Genomic DNA, 26,097 nt, shown 5'->3' on the forward strand with positions numbered 1-26,097 from the left:
GCTCGCTCCCACAGGGATTTGCATCCACCGGGGCATTGCCGCTCTGCTACTGCCCCTGCGGCGCCGGTTCCGGTTCGTTGGTCACGCGCAGCAGTCCCCATAACCCGGAGGTGTTGCCGTAGGCGGCGTAATCGCGGAACAGATAATCCCCCGGGATCGCATTGCTGCCACCAGCGCTCGGGATCATGAAGCTGAAGTGCGCGGCCGGCAGGACGCTTTCGTGGGCGCCGATGTACATCGACATCGGGTTGTAGCCGAAGCGCACTGAGCCGACGCCCGGCGACCCCATCGGATAACCCCCGGTATCGCTCTTCTCGGCCTGGAACGGATTGACCGACCAGACGTGCCCATCGAGCTGGAACGTGGTGCCACGACTGCCACCGCTCGGCATCAAAATATGCGTGCGGAACGGTTGCCCGGGTTTGGCATACAGCACCGGCGTCTGCGGATCACCGCCCACCAACGCGTTGCTGTAGGCCATGTGCGCATTACTCATGTCGCCGTAACCCGCGCCATCGGCATGCCCGAACGGTGCGTCCGGAGCGAGGCCGAAGCGGTACCACAGCGGTTCGGTCTTGTAGTTGATCGCCATGCTCGAGTTGTCCTGCGGATCGGTCGGCACGCCGAAGCCTTCGGCGGCAATCCCTTCCACTGGCCGGCCATTGGCCCAACGGGTGTTCAACGCCTTGTGCCAGACCATCGCAAAGTCGCGGTAGCTGGTTTGCCCAGGCGCGGTGACCGTGGCGTTGACCTTGCGCGCATCGTCGACCCAGGTCGCGCCGATCGGCAGGATGCTCATCGCTCCGCCAAGACCTTTTTGCGGCTGCTTGATCACGTCCGCCGGGGTGATGTTCAAGCCGCCGAACTCCACCGCTGTGGCGTTGATGTTGTCGACGCTGCGGCCCAGTTGAGTTACCGGTTTGCCTTCACGCTCCAGGTGCCCGGCGTAGTACTGATAGGTACGGGTCGGGTACGCGCCGCTGTTGCCGACACGCGGTGGCACGGTCTGAATCGGGTTGGCGCCGACATTGGCGCCGTCGGATTTGGTGATGTCGTACGCCAGCAACTGCGCGTGCAGGCCGACGTGGCTGGACGGCCGCATCAGGTTGTTGCTGAAGGTGGTCGAGCCCAGACCGCTGTTGCGATCACGCTTGACCATACCTTGCATCACCGCGGTTTGCGTCAAGTCGGGCATCACGCTCGGCAGACGGTTTTCCAGAGTGATGTTGATGCAATCCCCCGCGGCTGCACGCAGCACCAACGGCTCGACCGGAATGCCGGGTTTCAGCTTGCCACTCACCGGATCGAGATCGGATTTACGCACATAGAGAATCGCGGTTGGGTCATGCAACGGCCCGCTCTGCCCGCCGATGGTGATGGTTTCGCCATCCTCCGGATCGGTCACCGTGACCTGCGGAATGCTCACCGTGCGCGAGTTCAGCACCAGGGTGCCACCCGCCGGATTCAGCGGCCCGCCGACATGTTGACCAAGCCCTTCGGGATCGCCGATGGTCAGGCCCAGCGCATTGCCGAGAATGTCGTTGGCCAGCGCCGCGACCACTTCGTAGTTGCGCTGCACCGTAGGCCGGGTGCCAATGCCGTTAGGGTTGGCGCCATAGCGCGGGCAACTGCCCTCGAACGCCACGGTGTTGCGCATGCCCGCCGGATTCGGGTTGTTGGGGATGGCGAACAGGTCGGCGCGTTTGGCGGTGTAGTTGCGCATCACGCCCCAGATACCGCTCCAGTAGCCTTCGATCGAAGCGTCCATCGAGTACAGATAATCACCCGTGGTCGCCGCCGAACTGGACAACATCGACACCGGCGCAATGAAGCCCATCTGCTCGGAGATGCCGATCATCTGCGACGCGCGCCAGCCGGAGTTGGAGCTGTTGCCGAAACCGGAACCGCTCTGCAGCCATTTCACACCGTGCAGGGTGACGTTGTGCTCTTCCTCATGGCCGCCGGCATGCACCCGCAACCGCACGTTGTCGCCGGTATAGGTGCGCAGCATCGGCGTGAACGGATCGCCCGGCTCGGCGCCGCCCTTGTTGATGTGCGGTGGAAACAGCGTGGTACCGCCGGTGGGTCCGGTCGCCGAAGTGAGCAGATTCGGCGCCAGATTCATCGCCGGAATGGCGCGGTCGGTACGGCTTTGCATGGCGAACGACAGATCACCGCCGAGGCCGTCAGCCTGCATGCCGCGTTTGCCATCCGGGCCGACCTTGTTCGGGTCGTACACGCGCAGGGCCAGCGGTTCGTTGCGATAGTTGACGACGAACATGCCCGGATCATCCACCGAGATCGCCTGCGGACATGGCCGGCTCGGGCAGCCCGGCACCTGACCGCCCTGCACTTCCAGCACGCCTTCTAGCAAGTTGCTGGCGTTGTTGCGTACTGGCGGGTTGATCGCGTAACGGAAGCTGTCGGCGGTGGCCGGGAACGCCTGCGCGTTGGGCACACCGTTAGGGCCAGCCCCCACATAGACGCCAGCTTCATAGGCGTGCTGGAAGTCGCTGTATTCGAGGAAGAACTCGCGGAAGCTGTCGTTCTTGCCGTCGCCATCGAGGTCGCCGGTGTTGATCACCGCCTGCCATGAGGTCGGCCCACCATCCTGGCGCGCGCCGCTGTACAACGGCTCGCCGGTTTCGGCGTGGAACCAGGTGGAACCGGCCGGCTCGGCAAGCACAGTCGCGTACAGTCCAATCTGCTGATGCGTCGATGGGCCTAAGTGGTCGTGGGTGAAGATGGTGCCGAGGCCGCGATCGACGCCTTTGGCGTTGACCACCGGATCGACGAACCAGCGCTGCATCGCCGTGCGCGCACCCAGCCAGTCGGCGCGACCATACTGGCCGAAAAATGGGTGGTTCCTGGCTATCGGGCAGGCCTGGGTGCCGTCACGTGGATCGGTGCCGGCGCACTGGTTGAACTCGCGGATCGCATGAATGCGTTCCTGCACGGCGCCGGGTGAGAGCACGCCGTCCTCGTAGTTCCAGCCGTTGGAGGAGCCGTCCGCCGAGGTCAGATCCCACTTCGGCAAGTGAATGTGCTGGCCGATTACGTCGGTCGGCGTGCGCACCTGATAGTCGTCCATCTCATAGGTGGCCGGGACCAGGTTGGTTTGCTGGTATTGCACGCAATCGAAAGTGTTCATGCGCATCACCAGCGGCTCTGGTGGACGTTGCTTGGTGATCACCGGCCAGGCGTCTTCCCACAGCGCGAGAATGCGCGCCTGCGGAAAGTGATAACCGACTTTGTTGTACACCGCGTCGAACTGAATGTTGGCGGCTTTGTAGATCCGTGGGCGGTCGGCGGTGAAGCTCGAGGCGCCGACAAAGGACATGCCGTCGATGCGCTCACCGCTGGCGAACTCGCCGCTGCCGGCGTTGCTGGTCAGGCGTTTTTGCCGATCGTCCATGCACGGCTCGTAGTACGGCGCGCCGGCCATCGGCAAGGCACCGTTGGTGCGGAACGCCTTGGCCACCACTTGATTGCCGGGCAGCAAGGCGTAGCTTGGGTGATCTTTTTTCGCGTGGAAAGCCATCGCGGCCTGTTCGACTTCAGTGCCTTCTTCCGGCAGGTAAATCGGCTTGGCACGGCTGACTTCCTTGGAGAAGTCCAGCGAAGTGGTCACGGTGTGCGCTTCGCCGCCGGCCGCGACGCCATCCAGTGCGTGACGCTGCAAGCCGCCATTCCATCCGCCGGACTGCGCCGGGTCGAGATTGGCCCACAGTGCCTTGCCGCTGGCCTTCAAAGACTGCGCGGTGGCCGCGTCGAGCATGTCCAGCGGCGGCGTTGGCGGACGTTGGCCGACCGAGCTTTCCATGCCGCCGATCCAGAACGGATAGCCAGGGTTTTTCAGGCTGCCGTCGGCATTGCGATTGGCTTCGCTGCGATCGACCAGCGCCAGCGAACCGATGGCTTGACCAGCGGCATTGCCGCCATGGTGCTCACCGTCGTCATCGCCCTCTTCTTCGTCATCGTCGTGATCATTTTCGGCGACCAGGGTTTCGCCGATCTTCGGCACGACCACGACTTTGCCCGGCATTGGCGCCATGGCTTTGCCTGGAAGCGGCACGATGGCCGGAATCGGCGTACCGGCGACGATTTCGCCATCGGGCAAGGCCCGTGCACCCGCCGCCGGTTTGCCACTGCGCAAGGCAAACGGTTCGCTGTGATAGCCGTCGGCGCCCTGCTGCGAAACATCGAGTCGCGTGCCTTCTTCGAACACGTCGTGCACCCGCCACATGGCCCACATGCCTTGGGCGAAGTGCGGATAGAAATGGCAGTGATAGATCGCATCACCGGCCACGCGGTTGCGGTTGCCCGAGCCACCGTTGGCAATTTCATAGGTATAACCGGCACCCGGGCCGATACCCTGGGCGTCGACGTAATCGGAGTTGTCGTCGTTGGGGTTGAACAGCCACTGATGGCCGTGCAGGTGGAAGATGTGTTGCTCGTGGCCATTGTGGGTGTTGCGGAATTTGACGAAGTCACCGATGTAGCTGTGGTTGACGTTCGACGGCTCCGACGGATACAGAGCCATGGTGGCTTTCACGCCGATCTGATCGGCGCGCGGTGTCTGGCCGGGGGCGATGTTCTCAAGCCCGGTGTTGGCCGGCACATCCACCAGCATCGCTACATCGCCGACGGTGTGCGAGCTGAGGAAGAACTCTTCGTAAGCGCACGACAGGCAGTCGTGCATCGGCCCCACGCCCAAGCGGTTGGCGACCACTTCGGCGCCCATACCGCCGGAGCCGTAGTTGATCATGAACGAGTCGCGTGTCGGCTCCAGCACATGGGCCATCACCGGGTCGGCCCAGTACGCTGGGAACGCTTGGGTGGCGGCGGTTTCGTCCTGGAATTGCGAAGCGAAATCGCGGAACGCTTCGAGGCGGTTGGGAATTGCCGGGTTGCGTTTGCCCATCGATTCCAGCGGGTAGGTGCTCGACGGAAAACTGCCATCGGCGTTGCTGCCCATGACAATCGCATCGCTTTCGCTGGAGATGATTTCATTGCCGTCGACCATGCCGATGATCGGCGTACCGGCCTTGCCTTCGCGCAACCACGGTTCGCGCTGCGGGTAGCGCGCCTGGTAATCGACGATCGGTTGGCCGGTGGGTGCGCGGCCGGTGGTGGCCAGGCGCATTTCTTCTTCGGTGAGGGTATTGCGATAAGTGCGACCGCCCTTGGGCAGCACGACGACCTGGCCGAACAGACCATTGGCAACGTTGCCGGCCGCGCCCTCGCCACCAAACGTCGCGCCTCGGCTGCTGACGGCAAACGCGCCCTCACGTTCGGCGAACAAGGTGTAGGAACGGCTGGAGCCCGGAGGCACCAGGCTGTTGGCGTTACGCCCGGTGAACGAAGAGATGTCATCAATGCTGTTCACCGCTTGCAGGCCGTTGACCTGGAAACCGACGTGACGATCCGCCACCTGCTCATCGACTTTGAAGGCTTCGGCGCCGTTGGCGTTTTCCGCGCCCTCTTCTTCGCCCTGGTTTTCAAAGTGCTTGTTCGGGTTGGCCTGATAGTCGAGCATGTTCTGCAGATTGATCGTCAGGCAATCGCCGGCGGCCACACGCAATACCAATGGCCGAGGGCGCTTGTCCGGACGCAGCGAGACTTTGCCCGGCACTGCGGCGCCGCCGTAAGCCAGCGACTGCTCATGTTCATCGACCACGTCGCGGCGCAGGGCGAACATCATGCCGTTGATGTTCTGCGCACCGAGGCGGTTGAACATCAGCGGTTGATCGAAGGCGACGACGTTGGCCACCAGGTTGCGCTCGCAACGCACGGCTGCACCGGCCAGCTCGACGCTGAGCATCGAGGCCAGAATCACCAGCCAATTCAACAGAGACGGAGCGTGATGAATGCCAACCATGATCAGTAACCTCGTAGTGGGTGCTCTTGGGAACACTTCTCGACAAATGCCTCGGAGCAATCCGCGTGCCACAAAAAATTTCATTACCGTTCAATCAGTTACCGCAACCATTTGAGGATCCGGGGGATATTCCCCACCGGTTTTCCCCACTTTTCGGGCCTCTGCGGTTTGCCCCCGAATGTGGGGAAAACCGGGTTGGGTCACAACGGCGCATCCATGGCCAGGCCCTGCAGACGCCGGTACTGACGCAATACGTTCGGTACATAACGCTGGGTTTCGGCAAACGGCGGAATCACCCGGCCACGGCTGAGCACCGCGTCGGGCCCGGCGTTATAGGCCGCCACGGCGAGAGCAATGTCGTTGTCGAACAAGGTCATCAGGCGTTTGAGATATTTCGCCCCGCCCTGGATGTTGGCCTTGGGGTCGTAGACGTCGGTCACACCCAGTTCGCGCGCGGTGTCGGGCATCAACTGCATGAGTCCGCCTGCGCCTTTGGCTGAGGTCGCACCGGGGTTGTAGTGGGATTCGGCGTTGATCACCGCGTGCAGCAGCGCTTCGGGTAATTGATTGACTTTGGCGGCTGCCGAGACCAGTTCCGCGTAGGGCTGGTTGGCGATCATTTGTGGCTGTTGATCGAGGCTGGCCACAGGCATTTCAGCCTCGTGGATCACCCGTTCGTAGGTGCGTCCGGGCCGGTGAACGTTGGACAGGACATAGCTGCCCTTGGCGTCCACGGAGATGAATACGTCGGCTTGCGCGGCGCCGCTGAGCAGCACACATCCGAGCAATCCGCTGGCGAGAAATTTCATGTCGGGCCTCCCCGGATCGACCCCGATAAATTGGGGGAAATGCCCCAATGGCCGATCACGTTTGAGCCATACGCAAGCACTGTGCCGACTCTTGAAATGCCCGATTTACAAGGGTTTCAGCCAATCAGCCGGTTTTCAGTGAGGCTGAGCATGGCAATTGCATAGGCCCTTCAGGCGACACGGCTGCCACTTACGGGAGGTCATCATGAAGCTGCAATTTCGTCCGCGTGGCCAACGCGGTTTTACCCTGCTCGAATTGCTCGTGGTGCTGGTGGTGCTCGGCCTGTTGGCCGGGATCGTCGCGCCGAAATACTTCGCCCAACTCGGTCGCTCCGAAGTGAAAGTGGCCAAGGCGCAGATCGAAGGGCTGAGCAAAGCGCTGGATATCTACCGACTGGAAGTCGGCCACTACCCGTCCACCGAACAGGGCCTGCAGGCCTTGGTCACCGCACCGAGTGACGAAGCGAAATGGACCGGCCCGTACTTGCAGAAAAAGCTCCCGCAGGATCCGTGGGGACGTAATTACACCTACCGCTATCCCGGCGAAAACAGCGAGTACGACTTGCTCTCGATGGGCAAGGACGGCCAGCCCGGCGGTGAAGGTGAAAACGCTGAAGTGACCAACTGGCAGTAAACGGAGCGCGGCCCATGCGATTTCATTTGAAAGCGGTCGGCAAGGCGGGCGTGGTGTCCTTGAGCGTCGAGGCGGCGGGTGACAGCGACGCACGGCGGATCGCCGAGGATCAGGGCTTGCGTGTGCTCAGCTCGCACGCCGACAAGCATTGGCGCTCACTGAAACTGCGCCAGCGCGAGACCTTCAACCTGGTGTTATTCAGCCAGGAATTGACCACCCTGCTCAACGCCGGCCTACCGTTGATCGATGCGCTGGAAAGCCTCGCCGAAAAAGAAACAGCGCCAGCTGCCCGGAAAACCTTGAGTGAGCTGGTGCGCCTGCTTTATGAGGGCAAATCCTTCTCGCAGGCGTTGGGCCAGTTGTCGGCGGTGTTCCCGCCGTTGTACGTGGCGCTGGTACAGTCCAGCGAGAAGACCGGCGCGGTCGGCGATGCATTGGGCCGTTACGTCAGTTACCGGCAGCGCATGGACGAGGTGCGGCAGAAGATCATCAGTGCCTCGATCTACCCAATGCTGCTGCTGATCGTCGGTGGTGGCGTGGTGTTGTTCTTGATGGGTTACGTGGTGCCACGCTTCAGTCTGGTGTTTGAAGGCTTGGGCAATAACCTGCCGTGGCTGTCGCAGGTGCTGATGAGCAGCGGCATGTTTTTGCATGCGCATCAGGCTGAGTTTTTTGGCGGGCTGGCGGCGCTGGTCATTGCCCTCGCCGTCCTGCAGAAGCAACCGGCGTTTCGCCGTGGGCTGGATCGGCTGGTGGAGAAACTGCCAGCCGTGCATCAACGGATTTTCATGTATGAGCTGGCGCGGTTTTATCGTTCGCTGGGGATTCTGCTGCAAGGCGGAATTCCGCTGGTGACCGCCATGAGCATGGTGCGTGGCTTGCTCACCGTTGCCTCGCGGGTACGCCTGGATCAGGCCTGCGAGCGGGTGCGCGAGGGGCAGTCATTGTCCACCGCGCTGGAGCTCAATCACCTGGTGACACCGGTGTCCCTGCGCCTACTGCGCGCCGGCGAACAGTCCGGCAACCTCGGGCAGATGATGGAACGCAGCGCCGACTTCTACGACGAGGAAATCAGCCGCTGGCTGGAGTGGTTCGTTAAATTGTTCGAGCCGCTGCTGATGACCTTCATCGGCCTGCTGATCGGGGTCATCGTGATCCTGATGTACATCCCGATTTTCGAACTGGCTTCAAGTATTCACTGACCCCCGGGAACGGGTCCGGTCCCTGCAACAATGCACTTTTACGTTCCCAACAAAACCACAAAGACGGAGAACGATATGCACATTCAAAAGCTCGTGCTCGCAATGGCCATCGGCGCAGTTCTGTCAGCGTCTACGGTGCTGATTCCGGACAGTTTGTCCGGGGTATCCAGTGCTCATGCCAAGGATGGTGGGAGTGGTGGTGGAGGCAGTGGTGGCGGTAGCGGAGGGGGCGGCGGCGGAAATGGTGGGGGCGGAGGTGGAGGAAGTGGCGGGGGCGGGGGCGGTCACGGTGGCAACGGTGGTGGCAGCGGTGGAGGTGGCAGCGGTGGAAATGGTGGGGGCGGAAGTGGCGGCGGAGGCAGTCACGGCGGTGGCGGCAACAGTGGCAGTGGTGGTGGCGGTGGCAACAGTGGCCACAGCGGCAGCGACCACGGCTCGGGACACTCGGGCGACAGCGCCTCATCCGGCCGCAACGGCGCCCATGCTGAAGCGGGAGATGACCATGGCGTCCACCGCGCTGGAGAAGTCGGCGATGACCACGGGGTCCACCGCGCTGGTGAAGTCGGTGATGATCGTGGCGTCCACGCTGCGGCTGAAGCCGGCGATGATCGCGGCGTACATGTCGGCGGCGAGCCGGGCGATGACAAGCGCGCCAACTGATTTTTAGAAACACCACAAAACCTGTGGGAGCGAGCTTGCTCGCGAATGCTGAGGGTCAGCCAATGATGTTTTGACTGACACACCGCTTTCGCGAGCAAGCTCGCTCCCACAGGGTTTTGTGGCGTGCGCAGATTTCACAGACGACCTTTATCAAATGTGGGAGCGAGCTTGCTCGCGAATGCTGAGGGTCAGCCAATGATGTTTTAACTGACACACCGCCATCGCGAGCAGGCTCACTCCTACAGTTTGATCTGCGTATAAATCAGAGGGCGACGTGGCTCTCGTTCAAGCGTTCACGCAAAAACTCGACCAGCGCCTGCACCGGCCTTGAGGCCTGACGATGCTGCGGATACACCGCCGATAACGTCAGCGGCTCGGGGCGCAAGTCATCCAGCACCGGCACCAACCGGCCATCCTTCAGCGCCGCGCCGACAATGAACGTCGGCAAATAGGTAATCCCCATCCCCTGCACTGCGGCATCCCTGAGCAACTCGCCGTTGTTAACGCGCATGCGCCCGGTGACATTCACCAACAACGGCTTACCCTGCCCCGCGTTAAAGCGCCATTGCACCGAACGCCCATGGCCATAAGGCAGGCAGTCATGGCTGTGCAGGTCTTCCGGCTTGAGCGGCGTGCCGCGCTCGGCGAGGTACGCCGGGCTGGCGCAGTACACGCGCTCGATCGACGCGATGCGCCGGGCAATCAGCGTCGAGTCTTCCAGAACGCCAATGCGCAACGCCAGATCGTAGCCCTCACCGAGCAAATCCACCGGCCGATCACTCAGATCGACCTCTACCGTAACCTCACGATAGCGCTGCAAGAACAGCGGCAGCAGACAGCCCAGATGTGCCACGGCAAACGACAGCGGCGCGCTCAAGCGAATCGTCCCGCGTGGTTCGGCGGTTTGCCCGGCGATGCCCTGCTCCACTTGCTCGACTTCACCCAACAGGCGCAACGCCGACTCGTAATAACTCTGCCCCAGCGGCGTCACGTCCAGACGCCGAGTCGAGCGGTTCAACAACCGCACGCCGAGACGCTCTTCCAACTGCATCAAGCGTCGGCTGACGAACTGCTTGGACAGGCCCAGTTGATCGGCCGCAGAGGTGAAGCTGCCGGAGTCCATGACCTGGCAAAAAATACGCATGTCTTCGAACGGGTTCATTGTCACTCTCTGGTAGACAGTTAAACGCTTTATAGCCGCTTTTTCACTTTTGAGCAGCCCATTAATCTGTGCTCACGGTGTTGCTGAGGCCCTGAAGCCCAGCGCCACAGCAGCCCGCAACCCAGGCATAAAAAATCAAAAACATTCAAAAGGATTTCCACCATGAACATCGTCAAGAAAACCCTCACCGCTTCCCTCCTCGCCCTGTCCATCGGCAACGCTTTCGCCGCCGAAACCAGCGGTGTCGAACACAACACCCAAGCCTTCCTCAACGCCCTCGCCGCCGGTGGTGGCAAACCGCTGGAGCAACTGAGCCCGAAAGACGCCCGTGCGGTGCTGACCGGCGCGCAGGCTTCGGTGAAGGTGGACTTGTCCGGTGTTGAAGTCAGTGACAAAGCGATCAAGGTCGATGGCCAGACCCTCAACCTGAAAGTGGTGCGGCCGGCCAAAGTCAAAGGCGAGTTGCCGGTGTTCATGTTCTTCCACGGTGGCGGCTGGGTGCTCGGCGATTTCCCGACCCACCAACGCTTGATTCGTGACTTGGTGGTGGGTTCTGGCGCGGTTGCGGTGTACGTCGACTACACGCCGTCGCCGGAAGCCCAGTACCCGACCGCGATCAACCAGGCCTACGCCGCGACGAAATGGGTGGCTGAGCACGGCAAGGAGATCGGTGTCGACGGTAAGCGCCTGGCCGTGGCCGGCAACAGCGTCGGCGGCAACATGGCGGCGGTCGTGGCGTTGATGGCCAAGGAGCAGAAAGCCCCGGCGCTGCGCTTCCAACTGCTGATGTGGCCGGTGACCAACGCGCAGTTCGACGACGGTTCGTACCAGCAATTTGCTGAGGGCCACTTCCTCACCAAAGGCATGATGCAGTGGTTCTGGGACAACTACACCACCAACCCGGCCGAGCGTGCGCAGATCCATGCCTCGCCGCTGAATGCCAGCGCCGAACAGCTCAAGGGCTTGCCTGCGGCACTGGTGCAGACTGCCGAGTTCGATGTGCTGCGTGACGAAGGCGAAGGCTATGCGCGGCACCTGGATGCGGCGGGTGTAGCGGTGACCTCGGTGCGCTACAACGGGATGATTCATGACTTTGGTTTGCTCAATCCGCTGAGTCAGATTCCGGAAGTGAAAGCGGCGGTGCGTCAGGCGGCGGCTGAGCTGAAGACTCATCTGAATCCTTAACAGCAAAAGATTGCAGCCTGCGGCAGCGCCTACATTGGAATACGTTCTTCTGTAGGCGCTGCCGCAGGCTGCGATCTTTTTATTGGCAGACACTGCGGAGCACCGGCCATGACCTTTTTCTACACTCACCTGCTGTCCTGGAGCGCTGCCCTGCTGCTGCTCGACGCGGTGCTCTGGCACTTCTCGCCCTTCAGCCATCGCGCCCCGAGAGTCGGAGTGCGCCTGGTGTTGTTTCTGGCGTTCACGGCGCTGGTGATCAACGCCGGCGTCAGTCCGTTGCAAGCACCACAATTCACCGATGACCGCGTGGCGCAACTGGGTGCGACGGCACTGGGAATTCTCTGGTGGCTGTACGCCGCGCGGGTGCTGACCGAAGTCATCGGCCTGGCGCTGATGCGCCGCATCGGCCACAGCGGTCGTTTGCTGCAGGACGTGATCGGCGCCCTGGTGTTTCTGGTCGCCACCGTCGCCGCAGCCGGTTACGTGTTGGAATTGCCGGTAAAAGGACTGCTGGCAACCTCGGGCGTGGTGGCCATCGTTGTCGGTCTGGCGCTGCAAAGCACCTTGGCCGATGTGTTTTCCGGGATCGTGCTCAACACCACCAAGCCGTATCAGGTGGATGATTTCGTGGTGATCGACGGCGTCGAAGGCAAGGTCTTCGACATCGACTGGCGCGCCACGCACTTGCTGACCAGCGCCGGGACCATGGCGGTGGTGCCGAACTCGGTCGCGGCCAAGGCGAAGATCGTCAATCTCAGCCGCCCGAACAACATGCATGGCGTGTCGATCAGCATTCAGGTGCCGAATCACATCCGCCCGCGGCGGGTACTCGATGCGCTTGATCGCACTTTGCAGGGCAGCAGTTCGCTGTTGCTGACGCCAGCGCCGAAAGCCGTGCTGAAAGAGGCCGGCGAAACCATGTCGGAGTACGTCGCCAGCGGGTTCATCGCCGAGCTCGGCAAGAAAAGCGAAGTACGCAATCAACTGTTCGACCTCGCCCACCGGCATCTGGAAGCGGCAGGGATTTCGCGGCATCCGGATGGCGTGATCGAACCCTCGACCCGCGCCCGTGCGTTGCTCGATGAAGTGAAAATCTTCCGCTCGCTGAGCAGTGATGAGCGCGATCGTCTGGCGGAATCGATGATTGCCCAGCAGTACACGGCGGGCCAGGTGGTGCTGGATCTGGACGAGGTTCCGGACAGTCTGTTCGTGATTGCCACCGGGGTGGTCAGTGCGACGGTGCCGGACGGCGACAGCCAGGTCGAGGCTGGGCGGATGGGGCCGAGTGAGGTCATGGGTGAACAGAGCATTCTGGCGGATACGCCGTCGCAGGCGACGTTCACGGCGTTGACGTCGAGCATCATTTATCGACTCGACAAGAACCTCACTCGCCAGTGCATGGAGCAGCGCACGGAGGTGGGTCAGGCGTTGAATAAATTGCAGGCGGTGCGTCAGCAGAACAGTCGCCTCGCGTTGATGGCTAAACCGGTGGCGGTGAGGAAAGGTGGTTTTCTCGGTTGGTTGCAGAAGCGTTGAAGCGGCAAGATCAAGATCAAAAGCCTCCCCCTCACCCCAACCCTCCCGAAACGTCGGACCGCCCCCAAGGGGGCGAGGGGGAAAGGGAGTCGATCTCCGGGCATTTCAAGACCTGAGTTCGGCTCGGTATTGCACGTCGGCGTACCTCGCAAGAACCCCTCGGTCAGTCCCCTCTCCCTCCGGGAGAGGGTTAGGCGGGCGGCGTTCCGATGAGGGGCTCTTCAAGATCAGCCGATTACTTGGCCGTGAACTTGGTATAGCTGTTGATCAAATTGCGATAGTTAGGCAGACGCTCCGACAGCAAATGCGCCAAACCTTCCATGTCGTTGCGCCAGTCACCCTGCAGCTCGCACGCCACCGAGAACCAGTTCAGCAGGTGGGCACCCGCTGCCGACATCCGCGCCCACGCCGCCTGCTGCACGGTGGTGTTGAAGGTGCCGGACGAGTCAGTCACCACAAACACTTCGTAGCCTTCAGCAATCGCCGACAGGGTCGGGAACGCCACGCAAACGTCAGTCACCACACCGGCGATGATCAGTTGCTTGCGACCGGTGGCCTTGATCGCTTTGACGAAATCTTCGTTGTCCCACGCATTGATCTGGCCCGGGCGCTGAATGAATGGCGCATCCGGGAACTGCTCGCGCAACTCAGGCACGATCGGGCCGTTCGGGCCTGCGTCGAAACTGGTGGTGAGGATGGTCGGCAGCTTGAAGAACTTGGCGATGTCGCCTAGCGCCAGCACGTTGTTCTTGAATTCGTTCGGAGTGAAATCCTGGACCAGCGAGATCAGACCGGTCTGGTGATCGACCAGCAATACAACCGCGTCATCTTTGTTCAGACGTGTGTAAGGAACGCTCATGGGAAAACTCCTGATGGACGGATGGATGGATGAAGCGTGAAGCGCCGACCGGACGGCCGGCGCTTCAGGGAAAATCAGAAAGCGAAGCAGGAACAGCCAAACGCGCCCCAGAAACCGGCGAAATCGCTGACCGGTGCGTTCGACATCCGCGCCTTTTCATGGCTGTGGGTGTGCACTGCACACGGCCCGCTGCACTGGTGAACCTGCGCCTGCAATGGCGAATTTGGCCGCCAGTGGCCTGGGACTTTGGCCACCGGCGACCAGTCCGGCAGCACTGGAATCGAGCGTGGGCCGAGGTCTTCGAAGTCGCCGGCCGCGTAGACAATCTTGCCGCCGACCACGGTCATGACCGATTCGATCCACTTGATCGCTTCTTCTTCAACATGGAAGAAGTCCGCGCTCAGCGCCGCCAGATCCGCCAGTTGCCCGACCTTGATCTGGCCTTTCTTGCCCTGCTCCGAGGAGAACCAGGCGCTGCCGTGGGTGAACAGTTCCAGCGCGGTGGCGCGCGGCAGACCTTCTTCGTACAAGGCCAGCCCGCCGACGGTGCGACCGCTGACCATCCAGTACAGCGACGTCCACGGGTTGTAACTGGAAACGCGCGTGGCATCGGTGCCGGCGCCGACCGGAACACCTTCGGCGAGCATGCGTTTGATCGGTGGTGTCGCCTCGGCGGCTTGTTTGCCGTAACGGTCGACAAAGTATTCGCCCTGGAACGCCATGCGATCCTGAATCGCAATGCCGCCGCCCAGTGCTTTCACCCGTTCGATGTTTTGCGGGGTGATGGTTTCAGCGTGGTCGAAGAACCACGGCAGACCGTTGAACGGAATGTCGCGATTGACCTTCTCGAACACGTCGAGCATGCGGCTGATCGACTCGTTGTAGGTCGCGTGCAAACGGAACGGCCAGCGCTGTTCGACCAAGTGGCGCACCACCGGCTCCAACTCCTCCTCCATTGTCTGCGGCAGGTCCGGGCGCGGTTCGAGGAAGTCTTCGAAATCGGCTGCCGAGAACACCAGCATTTCCCCGGCGCCGTTATGGCGCAGGAAGTCGTCGCCCTGGTGCAACTTGACGCTGCCGGTCCAGTTCTGGAAATCGCTCAGCTCTTCTTTCGGTTTCTGGGTGAACAGGTTGTAGGCGATGCGCACGGTCAACTGGTCGTCTTTGGCCAGTTGTTCGATCACCTGATAATCGTCCGGGTAGTTCTGGAAACCGCCGCCGGCATCGATCGCGCTGGTCAGGCCGAGGCGATTGAGTTCGCGCATGAACTGGCGGGTCGAGTTGACCTGATATTCCAGCGGCAGCTTCGGCCCCTTGGCCAGCGTCGAGTAGAGGATCATCGCGTTAGGCCGCGCGACCAGCATGCCGGTCGGGTTGCCGTTGGCATCGCGAACGATCTCGCCACCCGGCGGGTTCGGCGTGTCGCGGGTGTAGCCGGCCACGCGCAGGGCGGCGCGATTGAGTAGCGCACGGTCATACAGGTGCAGGATGAACACTGGTGTGTCCGGCGCGGCCTGGTTGATTTCTTCGAGGGTCGGCATGCGTTTTTCAGCGAACTGGAATTCGTTCCAGCCACCGACCACGCGCACCCATTGCGGGGTTGGCGTGCGGTCAGCCTGATCCTTGAGCATGCGCAGCGCGTCGGCCAGCGACGGCACGCCTTCCCAGCGCAGTTCGAGGTTGTAGTTCAAACCGCCACGGATCAAGTGCAAGTGCGAGTCATTGAGGCCGGGAATAACGCAGCGGCCATGCATATCGACCACTTGCGTGTTCGGCCCGCGCAGGGCCATGGCCTGGTTGTCGTTGCCAACGACCACGAAGCGGCCGTCGGTGATGGCCACGGCACTGGCCAGCGGTTTGGTGCGGTCTACGGTATGAAACTGGCCATTGAATAAAATCAGATCGGCGCTCATCGCAGTTCCTCAAGCAAAGTGAAAAGGAGCAAACCCCGCGCGCTCAGCGTGGCGAGGTCTCTTGGGAATCGAGGTGTTCATGGGCTTGGCTGGCTTCGAGCCACGGCGTAAACAAACGGGTTACCGGCGGCATCACCACGTAGACCACCGACAGAACGATGGTCAGGGTGATCAGGAACGTGGCCACCACGTAGTTGGAAAGAATCGGATGCAGCGCCAGCAGCGGTCCCCAGATCAGCGGCACGAGCAAGGTGTGCGGCAGAATCACCAGCAGCGTGACGACCGCTTGCTTCCAGCGCGGCGGCGGCGAAGCGGCATCGGCCAGTGGTGTAAACCAGAACTCCTTGATCGGCGCGACTTCAGTCTGATCGCCGTCAGCCAGCATCGGCGCCGCTTCGGCGACCAGTGCCTGACGCTGCGGCGACTCCAGCCACCCCTGCATCGCTTCAGTGGAGCTGAAACGCAGCACGCAAGTGTAGAAATCGAGACGCCCGCGCTTGCCGCGCACCACGTCCACGCCCAAATGGCCTTCACGCTGGCTCGCGACGCGGACGATATTGCGCAGCCAGGCCTCATACGCTGACTCGAAACCGGCCTTGACCCGGTGCTTGATGATCAGCGTGACCGTCTCATCGGCCCCCGGCGTTTGTGGATCGAGGACTTCAGGCATAACGCAGCACTCCGGGCAAACGAACAGGAATCACCAGCCGTCCCGGCCCGGCGATCAACACAGTGGTAAACAGGATCAACAGCAACCAGCCGAACTGCCCTTCAGCCACACTCCATTGCGGATGCACGACCAGCAGTGCCACCAGCAGCACAAAGAGAATAGGCAAGCACGCCAATCGCGCCAGCACCCCGGCGACGATCAGTACTGGACAGAGGACTTCGGCGAAGATCGCCAGGATCAGGGTGAGGTGGGCACCGAGGTGGAACGGGTCTTCGATCAGTTGCAGTTGCGCGGTGAAATCCAGCAGCTTGGGCAAGCCGTGGACCCAGAGCAGAAACAACCCGCCGCTGACCCGCAGGAACAGCAAACCGATGTCGCGTGCCCGTTCATCTGTTGAGGCATTCATGACCCGACCCTTGAAATGTCATTGACTGGAATCATGCCAATGATGGTCGGGAGGAAATTGGATAGATGTGCTCAGTTCTGCGACATTCCAAAATTCTTGGAGGACCGCAAATCCCTGTGGGAGCGAGCTTGCTCGCGAAAGCGGCGTGCCATTCAAAGTATTTATAACTGACCCGACGCCTTCGCGAGCAAGCTCGCTCCCACAGGGAATGGGTTCAGGCCGGTGGTTCGAGGTTATCCAGCACCCGATTCACCGCCAGTTCACCGAGCATGATCAACTGCGCAATCCCCAACAACGCCCGGCGCTGCGGCGCGGGCAACAGGTGGGCGACGTCCTGGGCAATGGTCTTGGCCGAGGCGAGTGTTTCGCTGGCGTCAGTCAGCAGTTCTTCGGCTTTGGTGTCGGCGGTTCCGCGAGTTCTGCGTGGCGGTGGCGTGGAGCCGGGTGGAAGGAGGTAGTGGTCGAGGTGGCGACCGTATGCAGGTTAGCGAACCGGTAAAAAGGCAACCCGGTAGACCCGAAGGTCTCCCGCATACAGCCGCCATAGCGAAGTGCAGACGATAGCCTGCTACGAAGCATGGAGCGCTGATGCACTTTTTTTGGTCCGAGTCGCTAAACCCGATCGCTGAGTTTTCAGCGACCACCAAACGATAGAGACCCGACCACAAGCGCACAAGCCGGCGGATTCTGGCGTAGCTGTAGGCAAAGGCGCAAGGTTGCGTAGCCTGAAAGAGTGTCTGATGGTGTTGCTTAAACGGCGATGTTTAAACCACCAACAACTCAGGGATCACGCCTTCCCAATGTGGGAGCGAGCTTGCTCGCGAAAGCGGTGTGTCATTCGAAGTATTTATCGACTGATACGACGCCTTCGCGAGCAAGCTCGCTCCCACAGGGATCAGTGCTGTATTTGAGATTGGCGTAGGGATTCAGCTAGCCGGGATATTCAGCGGCGCCGCCATGAACTGACTGATCCGCGAGCGCAGCCATTTCTCCGCCGGATCGTTGTCATGCACCCCGCTCCAGGCCATCGACAATTGCGCCGCATCGATCGGAAACGGTGGATCTTCGGCGCGCAGCGCACACCCTTCCACCAACGCGCAGGCGGCGTAATCCGGCACAGTGGCGATCATCTCGGTGCCGGCGAGCAAGGCGCGCAGGCCGCTGAATTGCGGCACGCCCAACACCACGCGGCGGGTACGACCGACCTTGGCCAGGTCCATGTCGATATTGCCGCTCAGGTCGCCGGAGAACGACACCATCGCGTGCGGGCGCTCGCAGTATTCGTCGAGGGTCAGCGGCCCGGGACGGTCGTCGCCGCGCAGGACTTTGCAGGGAATGTCGCGCAATGTCTTGCGCTTGGCGTTGGCCGGCAGATCGGTGGTGTAGCTGACGCCCACTGAGATTTCCCCAGAGGCCAACAGTGCCGGCATCAACAAGTAATTGGCGCGGCGCACGACCACGACAATCCCCGGCGCCTCTTGCTGAAGCTGACGCAACAACGGTGGAAACAGGCCAAATTCGGCGTCGTCCGACAGGCCGATGCGAAACACGTCGCAACTGCTCGCCGGCTCGAACTCCTTGGCCCGGCTGACCGCGCCAGAGATGACGTCCATCGCCGGTTGCAGCTCTTTGAGAATCGCTAGCGCCCGCGCGGTCGGCTCCATGCCGCGACCGTTGCGCAGCAGTAACGGATCGTCGAACAGATCACGCAAACGCCCCAACGCCGCGCTGACGGCCGGTTGCCCCATGAACAGCTTTTCGGCAACGCGGGTCAGGTTCTTTTCGAACATCAGCGCTTCGAAAATCACCAGCAGGTTCATGTCGACGCGACGCAGATCGTTACGGTTCATGGGCATGTTTTCCTTTTCGGTGTCAGCTGCTTTTGCGGGTGGGCGCTGCGCACTTTACTCGATTAACGGCACCTTGGCCGCGCGCTTATACGGACCGTATTCCACGGGCACCCACTGAAAATGTTTGCCCTGCGCGGTGATGTGACCGATGCCCGGGAACGGCAGGTGCGCCGCCGTCACCCACGTCTTGCTGGCGACCGCCGCACTGAAGACTGCCTGACGCGCATTGATCGCTTGCGCACTGTTGACGTCAAAGCCGATGGACACTTCCGGATGCTCAAACTGCACAGCGAGGTTATGCACCAGATCCCCCATGAAGACGATGCTCTGAGTCTGCGAGGTGAACCGGTAAGTGGTGCTGCCCGGCGTATGTCCGGCTTCCAGTGTCGCTTCGACTAACCCCGGCAACGGCGACTGGCCCGCGGCGAAGGTCTTGAAACGCCCGGCGGCGACGTAGGGCGCGGTTGAGTCCTGGGCAATCTTGAAAAACTCTCGGGCGCCGGCCGGAGCTTTGGCCAGCGCGGCCGGATCGAGCCAGTAATCCGCTTCAGCCTTGGCGGCATACACCGTGGCATGGCTGAACAACGGTTGTTTCTGGGCATCGACCAGACCACAGACATGATCAAGGTGCAGGTGCGTCAGCAAAACCGTATCGACCTGCTCTGGCCGGTAGCCGGCCGCCTGCATATTCGCCACGAGCTGCCCGGCGGTGGCGCCGATGCATTGCCCGGCGCCACTGTCGACCAGAATCAGTTGCTTGCCGGTGTTGACCAGAAAGGCATTGAACGCCGTCTGGACACCCGGGGTTTCAATCGAACGGCGTGCCAGCAGTGCGCGGATCTGACTCTGACTCATGCCCTGCAACAGCTTGGGCGACAGGTCGTTGTAGCCATCGAACAACGCGGTGACCTCGTAATCCCCCACGGCCAGGCGGAAATAGCCCGGCGCCTGAGTGCCCTGCTGTGGTGCCTGAGCCATGGCACCGGAAATCACCAGCGCGCACGTCAGCGCCGTCGCTGCGTTAAAGATGCCTTTCATTTGATTCCCCTTGGACCTGCCGATTGCGGCGCCCCCTCGGTTCGCCACGCTTGCAGTCATCGTGCCGCAAACCGCGGGGCGCAGACTTGCAGGGATGTGCTGAGTTCAGGCCAATGCGCTGGAATTAACAACGATTAACTCGTCAGCCTCCCGCCCTCGGCCAACAATGAAATCCTCTGCGCAGCGTTGTTTTTTTGACCTGAGGGGATGCGCCGACCGTGCATTCCCCATCAACACGGACTTTGGCCATGGCTCACTTACAGCACAGCGTCGCCCTTGCCCCTGCCAACGAACCACGCAAGACCGGGGTCGGCGGACTCAGTCCGCAACGCGAACGACAGGTCAAACAACTGATCCTCGAACGCCTCGGCGAAAGCCTGGAAGTCACCGAACTGGCCCGCGCCTGTTCACTGTCACGCAGCCATTTTTCCCGCGCCTTCAAATGCAGCACCGGGGTGTCGCCGCAGGACTGGATTCGCACCCAGCGTCTCGCGCGAGCCAAGCTGCTGATCCAGCACACCGACCTGAGCCTGACGCAAATCAGCCTGGAATGCGGGTTCTGCGATCAGGCGCATTTCTGCCATATGTTTACCCGCAGCGAGGGCATTAATCCGTTTGCCTGGCGCTGCCAGATCATGCGTGAACCCAAAGCCCAGCGTTCACAACCCGCCATGTTTTGATCGCGGCACCCGTTGCACTGACGCTCAAACCTGAGGATTATGCCGGGACACCCCGGAATAGAAGGCCTGCGCACGCGCCCGGCCCTACTCCGCTCTGTCCGCCGCAGCACCGCAGGAGTGAGCTGTTGAGTCTTTCCCCGAATCAGGCCCTCGGTTTTGGCCCCTATCGGATTCATCCCGGCCAACGCCTGGTGCTCGAAGGCGAGCAGCCGTTGCGCCTGGGCCGACGGGCGATGGACATCCTCCTGATTCTGCTGGCCCATGCCGGCGAAGTGGTGAGCAAGCAGCAACTGATGGCCGGGGTCTGGCCGGACAGCGTGGTCGAGGACATCAACCTGCGGGTGCACATGGCGGCACTGCGCAAAGCCCTCGGTGACGGTCAGGCCGGCCAGCGTTACATCATCACCGTGGCGCAACGCGGTTACAGTTTCGTCGCCCCGGTTCTACCGCAATCCATGGAGGAGCGTCCTGTGGGCGATGCTGGCGGTCGGCACAATTTGCCCTTGCGGCGCACGCGGATGCTCGGCCGCCAAGCGCTGGTCGACAGCTTGATGACGCAGTTGCCGCGCCAACGCTGCATCACCCTGGTCGGCCCCGGCGGGATCGGCAAGACCACGGTGGCCTTGCGCGTGGCCGAGCAGTTGATCGGGCATTACCGCGACGGTATTCGGCTGGTGGACCTGGCACCGCTCAACGATCCGCGGCTGATTTGCTCACACCTGGCCGCCCTGCTCGATCTGGCACTCCCCGAAGGCGATCCGCTGGCGGCGCTGGTCAATGGCCTGCAACAGCGACAGATGCTGTTATTGCTCGACAACTGCGAACACCTGATCGATGCCGTCGCGATGCTCAGCGAAAGCATTCTGCGCGGCGCGCCGAAGGTGCATATCCTCGCCACCAGCCGCGAGAGCCTGCGGGCGGAAGGCGAATTCGTGCAGCGTCTCGATTCGCTCGAATACCCATTGATGAACGCGACATTGAATCGTCAGCAAGCGCTGGATTATTCGGCGCTGCAACTGTTCATCGAACGGGCCACGGCCGCGCAGGAAAGCTTTGAACTGAGCGATGCGCAGTTGCCGCAAGCAATCGAAATCTGCCACCGACTCGACGGTATTCCTCTGGCGCTGGAGCTGGCGGCAGCGCAGGTCGCCGAACTGGGCCTGGAAGGTTTGCTGAGCCAACTGCAGGGCCGTTTGCCACCGCTGGCAGCGGGTAATCAAAGCAGTCTTGAGCGCCATCTCACCCTGCGCGCCACGCTGGACTGGAGTTTCAACCTGCTCGACCGGTGCGAACAAACCTGCCTGCGTCGTCTGAGTGTGTTTTGTGGAGGGTTTACCCTGGAGTCGGCGGCGGCCGTCATCGTCGGCCAACAGATCGATCCCGGTGTGGTGTGTGTGTCGATCACCCAACTGGTGGCGAAATCCCTGCTCAGCGTCGAAGTCGGTGACGAAGAGGTGTTCTATCGTCTGCTCGACACGACCCGCCGCTATGCACTGGAAAAACTCGAGCACGCCGCCGAATGCGAAGAAACCCGCGAACGCCACGCCGAACGCTGCCTGGCATTGATGCAACAGGCGCAAAGCGATTGGGAAATGACACCGACGGCTTTGTGGATCGAGCGTTACGCCCGAGGGCTGGAAGACCTGCGCGCGGCGCTGGACTGGAGCCTGAACGGTGTCGGCCCTGGTAGTCTGGGGATTCACCTGACAGCAGCGTCGGCGCCCCTGTGGCAAGAGTTGTCGCTGCTCAAGGAGTATGGCGGCTATGTGCGGCGGGCGCTGAGCCTGCTCGATGAACTCGGTGCCCCCTGCCCGCGTCTGAAAATCTCCCTGAAACTGGCCCTCGGCAGTGCCTGTTATCACACGTGGGGAGGCACCCCGGAAACCATCCAGGCGTTCGTCGAGGCTCGGCAGTTGGCCCTTGAGCACGACGACGTCGCCGGGCAATTGCGCGCGGTGTCCGGACACCTGGCGGTCAACCTCAGTTGCGGGCACTACCGCATGGCGCTGGCGCAGAGTGAGCACTTCGATCGCCTCGGCGTGCACGGCGACCCGTTGTTGTCACTGAGTACCCACCGTTTACGCGTGCTGGCCCTGCACTATGCCGGCGATCAGCCGCAGGCGCGCACTCATGCCGAGCAGGTGCTGCAGCGCATGGCACACAGCGGCCACGTCAACCGCTTCACTCACGGTTTTGGCGTGCAATACGACCAGAGCGTCGCGTCGCTGACGGTGCTGGCGCGGGTGCTATGGATGCAGGGATTGCCGGAGCAAGCGTGGCATTCGGCGCGACTGGCCCTGGATATTGCCGTGCAGATCGACCATGGCACCTCGATTTGTTACACCCTGGCACTGGCCAGTTGCCTGATCGCTCATTACAACGGCGATCAGCAGAACGCCCGGGCGCTGTTGCAACTGCTGCTGGAACAATCGCAGAAGCATTCGGTGCTGCTGTTCAACACGTGGGCGCGACATTACGCGCAGGTGATCGACACGCAAACCAGCACGCCCGTGCCGAAGGACAGCAGTGGGCTGATTCGGGAAATCATGGTGACGCTGGATGACCGCTTTGTGGATGACGCACTGTTTGAGCGAGCGCTGAGTGGTGATGCGGGATGGAGCACGGCGGAGATTTTGCGGGCTCGGGCTGCTGCGTTATTGAAAGACGATCCGGATTGCCTGGACGGGGCCCTTCGCGAGCAAGCTCGCTCCCACAGGGATTTTGGGTGTACTCGGAACCCATGTGAGAGCGAGCTTGCTCGCGAAGAGGCCCTCAAGGAAGCCGAAGCACTCCTGCAACAATCGCTGACCATCGCCCGCAGCCAAGGTGCGCTCGCCTGGGAACTGCGCAGTGCCACCTCACTGGCGCAACTCTGGCAGCGCCAATCGCGCAGCCAAGAGGCGCTGGATTTGCTCACGCCGATCTATCAGCGCTTCACCGAGGGCTACGCGACCCCGGATTTGCGCAAGGTGCGCCTGCTGATCGACGATTTACGCGAGCACAGACACGCCTGAGGCCCGGCGTATCCGGTTGATATAGAGCGTATGCCGGCGCTCAAGATCAATCCCTTCACCGCAACGCTCCAGTTGCTTACGCGCATAGCAGCGAGTGGTGTGGAGCATTCGGTATCGGCCTGTGCTGCCGCCCCGCTCCGCCACCAGCAATGACTTGCACGCCAGGCCTTCAATGATCGCGGCAAGCCGCGACGACGCGAGTTGCGGGCAACTGATCACCGCCAGCGCCGCCTCCAGGGTAAACGCCATTTTGAACACCGATAACCGCTGTAGCGCGCGTTGTTCCTGCTCGCTCAAGCGTTGATAGCTCCAGTCGAGTGCCGCCTGCATCGATTGATGCCGCGGTACCGCGGTGCGCCGGCCATGGCTGAGCACTTGCAGACCATTGCTCATTTGCGCCTGTAAGCCGACCAATGCCAAGGCATCGATCTGCGCCGCCGCCAGTTCGATCGCCAGCGGCAAACCGTCGAGTTGGCGACAGATCTCCAGGACGGCTTTGACATCCTGTTCACGCAAGCAGAAATCATGCTGTCGTGCGCGAGCGCGGCTGACAAATAACTGCACCGCAGAATGGCCCATGGCTTCAGTGATGCAATCGCCTGCGGAACGTTTCGGCAGGGTCAGCGGTGGCACGCCCTGAAGGGTTTCCAGACCGACCTGCAAGGCCTCGCGGCTGGTGGCGAGAACCGACAGGCGGGGAGCGGCCTCGAGCAACGTTTCAACTGCTGCCCGGCAAGCGCCGAGACGGTGGTCACAGTTATCCAGCAGCAGCAACGCATGGCGAGTCGACAGTCCGGGCAAATCGCTTTCAAGAGTGCGTAGCACCTGATCGAGCAGCGGTGTGTCGTCGTCGATCAAGCTCAGATCGATCTGCCACACGCCGTCTCTGTAGTACTGCAACAGCAGTTCCGCGACCCGCAACGCGACAGTGGATTTACCCACACCAGCCGCCCCCGTGACGGTCATCAGCCGACACAGCGGCATTTGCCGCACCAGCCCGCCGACCAGCGAGTCGCGCCCGGCGACCGGGGTCAGTCGCGCCGGCAGATTATGCTCGGGCGTTCGCAGCCCCTCAAAGACCACTTGCGCGACGCTGTCGCAACGCACCGGGGCGATAAAACTGTAACCGCATTGCGGCACGTTAACGATGTAGCGCTGACCGTTTTCGCCGTCACCCAAGGCGCGCCTGAGCGCGGCGATGTGCACGCGCAGGTTGATCTCCTCGACCACCGACGTTGGCCAAACCAGGGCAATCAATTGCTCCTTCCTGACCACTCGCCCGGCACGCTCGACCAGCACCTGCAAAATGTCCAGCGCACGACCGCCCATGCGTAAAGGCCGATCTCCGTCGAGTATCAGCCGTTGGCGCAGGTGGAAGGCGAAGGGGCCGAAATGCAGCACCGACGCCGTGTTCAAATCGATGAGGCTATCCATGCCAACTATCTTGGCAGCCTCAGATGACGCGACAACCGCTACACGAGACTCAATTCGGACATACGGGTGCGCCAGACGGACAACAGCGCTCTAGCTGAACTGTTCGCGGTATTGCGCGGGCGTCAGGCCGAGCTTTTCAGCGAACAGCGAACGCATGTGCCGCACACTGCCGAAACCACTTTTGTAAGCCACGGTTTTAAGAGGCAGATCGCTGGTTTCCAGCAAGTTTCGTGCGCAGTCGATGCGCGCACTTTGCAGAAACTCCATCGGCGTCATGTTGATGTCGCGGGTGAACACCCGCGCGAAGTGCCGCGCGCTCATATTGGCAATCGCCGCCATGCGCTCGACCGTGAAGGCTTCGTCGAGGTGTTCCAGCACGTAACTCTGCGCGCGGGTAATCGGCGTTTCCTGCGGTGCCACGGCAGCCATCAACGGGCTGAACTGCGCCTGCCCGCCCTGGCGTTTCATCACCACCAGCAGGACTTTGGCCACATCCTGCGCGAGCTTCTTGCCGTGATCGCGGGCGATCACAGCCAGCGCCATATCGATCCCCGCCGTAACGCCTCCCGAGGTGATCAGGTTGCGATCCTCGACATAGATCTGATCAGTCGTGACATGGGCTTTCGGGAACCCCTTGATCAGGCGCTCGGTGTAGTTCCAGTGCGTGGTTACACGGTAACCGTCAAGCAAACCGGCGTGCCCCAGGACAAAAGCACCAGTGCAGATAGATCCGAAGTACTCGACTCGCCGGACTGCGTCTTTGAGCCAGGCAAACAACGACGGGAACTGCTGGTTGTAGGCACCGGGGCCTCCCGGCACCAGCAGCAAATCATAACGCTCGGTGTCGTCGCCAATGATCCGGTCGGCCTGCACCATCACACCATTGGAGGCCCGCAGCGGGCCCTCTTCGGTGCCAAGGGTGATCAATTGATAATGCGCATCGGGTTTCAGGTAGCGATTGGCAACCGAAAAAACCTCCAATGGCCCGGCCATGTCGAGCAGAAGAAAGTCGGGAAACAGCACCATTGCCACGGTTTTCATGGGAAGACATCACTTCAATCAGAGAGACATGATACGGACCAGACATTATGGCCAACTGTAGCCGTTTGAGCGCAAAAGTTTTGTGTGAAGGCTATCGCAAAACTGTCAACCTGACAGGGACAG

At 61.7% G+C, this 26,097-nt stretch carries 18 protein-coding genes and 1 pseudogene; 7 read left to right on the forward strand and 12 right to left on the reverse strand.

Going from position 1 to position 26,097, the window contains the following annotated elements; translation table 11 throughout:
• Nucleotides 1-46: 46 nt before the first annotated feature.
• Complete coding sequence (mnxG, locus tag BMY54_RS24815) at nt 47-5,881, reverse strand: manganese-oxidizing multicopper oxidase MnxG (protein ID WP_093439289.1); 5,835 nt, start codon at nt 5,879-5,881, stop codon at nt 47-49.
• Between the two features lie 200 nt (nt 5,882-6,081).
• Nucleotides 6,082-6,690 carry a lytic transglycosylase domain-containing protein gene (locus BMY54_RS24820; protein ID WP_093439292.1) on the reverse strand — a complete coding sequence of 203 codons (609 nt, stop codon included), beginning with the start codon at nt 6,688-6,690 and terminating at the stop codon, nt 6,082-6,084.
• Nucleotides 6,691-6,895: 205 nt separating this feature from the next.
• Between BMY54_RS24820 and gspG the strand changes: the two genes are divergently transcribed.
• From gspG to BMY54_RS30680, 3 genes are all read left to right on the forward strand, one after another.
• Nucleotides 6,896-7,324 carry a type II secretion system major pseudopilin GspG gene (gene gspG, locus BMY54_RS24825; protein ID WP_064120121.1) on the forward strand — a complete coding sequence of 143 codons (429 nt, stop codon included), beginning with the start codon at nt 6,896-6,898 and terminating at the stop codon, nt 7,322-7,324.
• A 14-nt stretch (nt 7,325-7,338) separates the two neighbouring features.
• Nucleotides 7,339-8,526: a type II secretion system F family protein gene (locus tag BMY54_RS24830; RefSeq protein WP_093439294.1), complete on the forward strand. Its 1,188-nt coding sequence runs from the start codon at nt 7,339-7,341 to the stop codon at nt 8,524-8,526.
• 75 nt (nt 8,527-8,601) lie between these two features.
• Entirely contained in the window at nt 8,602-9,186 is a 585-nt protein-coding gene (locus BMY54_RS30680) for a hypothetical protein (RefSeq protein ID WP_175559658.1), read from the forward strand.
• A gap of 262 nt (nt 9,187-9,448) precedes the next feature.
• On the opposite strand, the gene BMY54_RS24845 is transcribed toward BMY54_RS30680, so the two are convergent.
• Nucleotides 9,449-10,348, reverse strand: coding sequence for a LysR family transcriptional regulator (locus BMY54_RS24845; RefSeq protein ID WP_093439300.1), 900 nt, complete (start codon nt 10,346-10,348; stop codon nt 9,449-9,451).
• 162 nt (nt 10,349-10,510) lie between these two features.
• On the opposite strand from BMY54_RS24845, the gene BMY54_RS24850 reads away from it, so the two are divergent.
• Entirely contained in the window at nt 10,511-11,533 is a 1,023-nt protein-coding gene (locus BMY54_RS24850; RefSeq protein ID WP_093439303.1) for an alpha/beta hydrolase, read from the forward strand.
• A gap of 108 nt (nt 11,534-11,641) precedes the next feature.
• Nucleotides 11,642-13,069, forward strand: coding sequence for a mechanosensitive ion channel family protein (locus BMY54_RS24855; protein ID WP_093439307.1), 1,428 nt, complete (start codon nt 11,642-11,644; stop codon nt 13,067-13,069).
• A 235-nt stretch (nt 13,070-13,304) separates the two neighbouring features.
• On the opposite strand, the gene ycaC is transcribed toward BMY54_RS24855, so the two are convergent.
• The 7 genes and pseudogenes from ycaC to BMY54_RS24890 form a co-directional block, all read right to left on the reverse strand.
• A complete protein-coding gene (gene ycaC / locus BMY54_RS24860; protein WP_007913541.1) occupies nt 13,305-13,928 on the reverse strand; it encodes an isochorismate family cysteine hydrolase YcaC in 624 nt (207 codons plus the stop codon).
• A gap of 74 nt (nt 13,929-14,002) precedes the next feature.
• Nucleotides 14,003-15,841, reverse strand: coding sequence for an amidohydrolase (locus BMY54_RS24865; protein ID WP_093439310.1), 1,839 nt, complete (start codon nt 15,839-15,841; stop codon nt 14,003-14,005).
• 43 nt (nt 15,842-15,884) lie between these two features.
• Entirely contained in the window at nt 15,885-16,511 is a 627-nt protein-coding gene (locus tag BMY54_RS24870) for an antibiotic biosynthesis monooxygenase (protein WP_093439313.1), read from the reverse strand.
• Nucleotides 16,504-16,917 carry a DoxX family protein gene (locus BMY54_RS24875; RefSeq protein WP_093439316.1) on the reverse strand — a complete coding sequence of 138 codons (414 nt, stop codon included), beginning with the start codon at nt 16,915-16,917 and terminating at the stop codon, nt 16,504-16,506. Before BMY54_RS24875 ends, BMY54_RS24870 begins: the two co-directional genes overlap by 8 nt.
• Before the next feature lie 214 nt (nt 16,918-17,131).
• Nucleotides 17,132-17,398 (reverse strand): annotated as a pseudogene (locus tag BMY54_RS24880) (DUF6124 family protein); the annotation flags it as partial.
• A gap of 445 nt (nt 17,399-17,843) precedes the next feature.
• Nucleotides 17,844-18,767: a LysR family transcriptional regulator gene (locus tag BMY54_RS24885; RefSeq protein WP_093439319.1), complete on the reverse strand. Its 924-nt coding sequence runs from the start codon at nt 18,765-18,767 to the stop codon at nt 17,844-17,846.
• A gap of 54 nt (nt 18,768-18,821) precedes the next feature.
• Nucleotides 18,822-19,805, reverse strand: a complete 984-nt coding sequence (locus BMY54_RS24890; protein ID WP_093439322.1) for an MBL fold metallo-hydrolase — start codon at nt 19,803-19,805, stop codon at nt 18,822-18,824.
• A 248-nt stretch (nt 19,806-20,053) separates the two neighbouring features.
• Here BMY54_RS24890 and BMY54_RS24895 point away from each other — a divergent pair, with 248 nt between their 5' ends.
• Both BMY54_RS24895 and BMY54_RS24900 read left to right on the forward strand, forming a co-directional pair.
• Nucleotides 20,054-20,485, forward strand: coding sequence for a helix-turn-helix domain-containing protein (locus BMY54_RS24895; protein ID WP_093439325.1), 432 nt, complete (start codon nt 20,054-20,056; stop codon nt 20,483-20,485).
• A 125-nt stretch (nt 20,486-20,610) separates the two neighbouring features.
• Nucleotides 20,611-23,499 carry an ATP-binding protein gene (locus BMY54_RS24900; protein ID WP_093439328.1) on the forward strand — a complete coding sequence of 963 codons (2,889 nt, stop codon included), beginning with the start codon at nt 20,611-20,613 and terminating at the stop codon, nt 23,497-23,499.
• Here the strand turns inward: BMY54_RS24900 and BMY54_RS24905 are convergent.
• Entirely contained in the window at nt 23,476-24,933 is a 1,458-nt protein-coding gene (locus BMY54_RS24905) for an ATP-binding protein (RefSeq protein ID WP_093439331.1), read from the reverse strand. The genes BMY54_RS24900 and BMY54_RS24905 overlap by 24 nt on opposite strands.
• Before the next feature lie 90 nt (nt 24,934-25,023).
• Nucleotides 25,024-25,974 carry a GlxA family transcriptional regulator gene (locus BMY54_RS24910; protein WP_093439335.1) on the reverse strand — a complete coding sequence of 317 codons (951 nt, stop codon included), beginning with the start codon at nt 25,972-25,974 and terminating at the stop codon, nt 25,024-25,026.
• Nucleotides 25,975-26,097 lie beyond the last annotated feature (123 nt).

This window comes from Pseudomonas sp. ok266 (assembly GCF_900110195.1).
Lineage (GTDB): Bacteria > Pseudomonadota > Gammaproteobacteria > Pseudomonadales > Pseudomonadaceae > Aquipseudomonas > Aquipseudomonas neuropathica.

What these genes read in the sequence shown, in the direction of transcription:
- BMY54_RS24910 (WP_093439335.1), bottom strand. Translation starts at nt 25,974, where the DNA reads ATGAAAACCGTGGCAATGGTGCTGTTTCCCGACTTTCTTCTGCTCGAC.
- BMY54_RS24845 (WP_093439300.1), bottom strand. Translation starts at nt 10,348, where the DNA reads ATGAACCCGTTCGAAGACATGCGTATTTTTTGCCAGGTCATGGACTCC.
- gspG (WP_064120121.1), top strand. Translation starts at nt 6,896, where the DNA reads ATGAAGCTGCAATTTCGTCCGCGTGGCCAACGCGGTTTTACCCTGCTC.
- BMY54_RS24870 (WP_093439313.1), bottom strand. Translation starts at nt 16,511, where the DNA reads ATGCCTGAAGTCCTCGATCCACAAACGCCGGGGGCCGATGAGACGGTC.
- BMY54_RS24855 (WP_093439307.1), top strand. Translation starts at nt 11,642, where the DNA reads ATGACCTTTTTCTACACTCACCTGCTGTCCTGGAGCGCTGCCCTGCTG.
- BMY54_RS24875 (WP_093439316.1), bottom strand. Translation starts at nt 16,917, where the DNA reads ATGAATGCCTCAACAGATGAACGGGCACGCGACATCGGTTTGCTGTTC.
- BMY54_RS24820 (WP_093439292.1), bottom strand. Translation starts at nt 6,690, where the DNA reads ATGAAATTTCTCGCCAGCGGATTGCTCGGATGTGTGCTGCTCAGCGGC.
- BMY54_RS24905 (WP_093439331.1), bottom strand. Translation starts at nt 24,933, where the DNA reads ATGGATAGCCTCATCGATTTGAACACGGCGTCGGTGCTGCATTTCGGC.
- mnxG (WP_093439289.1), bottom strand. Translation starts at nt 5,881, where the DNA reads ATGGTTGGCATTCATCACGCTCCGTCTCTGTTGAATTGGCTGGTGATT.
- BMY54_RS30680 (WP_175559658.1), top strand. Translation starts at nt 8,602, where the DNA reads ATGCACATTCAAAAGCTCGTGCTCGCAATGGCCATCGGCGCAGTTCTG.
- BMY54_RS24895 (WP_093439325.1), top strand. Translation starts at nt 20,054, where the DNA reads ATGGCTCACTTACAGCACAGCGTCGCCCTTGCCCCTGCCAACGAACCA.
- BMY54_RS24885 (WP_093439319.1), bottom strand. Translation starts at nt 18,767, where the DNA reads ATGAACCGTAACGATCTGCGTCGCGTCGACATGAACCTGCTGGTGATT.
- ycaC (WP_007913541.1), bottom strand. Translation starts at nt 13,928, where the DNA reads ATGAGCGTTCCTTACACACGTCTGAACAAAGATGACGCGGTTGTATTG.
- BMY54_RS24830 (WP_093439294.1), top strand. Translation starts at nt 7,339, where the DNA reads ATGCGATTTCATTTGAAAGCGGTCGGCAAGGCGGGCGTGGTGTCCTTG.
- BMY54_RS24850 (WP_093439303.1), top strand. Translation starts at nt 10,511, where the DNA reads ATGAACATCGTCAAGAAAACCCTCACCGCTTCCCTCCTCGCCCTGTCC.
- BMY54_RS24890 (WP_093439322.1), bottom strand. Translation starts at nt 19,805, where the DNA reads ATGAAAGGCATCTTTAACGCAGCGACGGCGCTGACGTGCGCGCTGGTG.
- BMY54_RS24865 (WP_093439310.1), bottom strand. Translation starts at nt 15,841, where the DNA reads ATGAGCGCCGATCTGATTTTATTCAATGGCCAGTTTCATACCGTAGAC.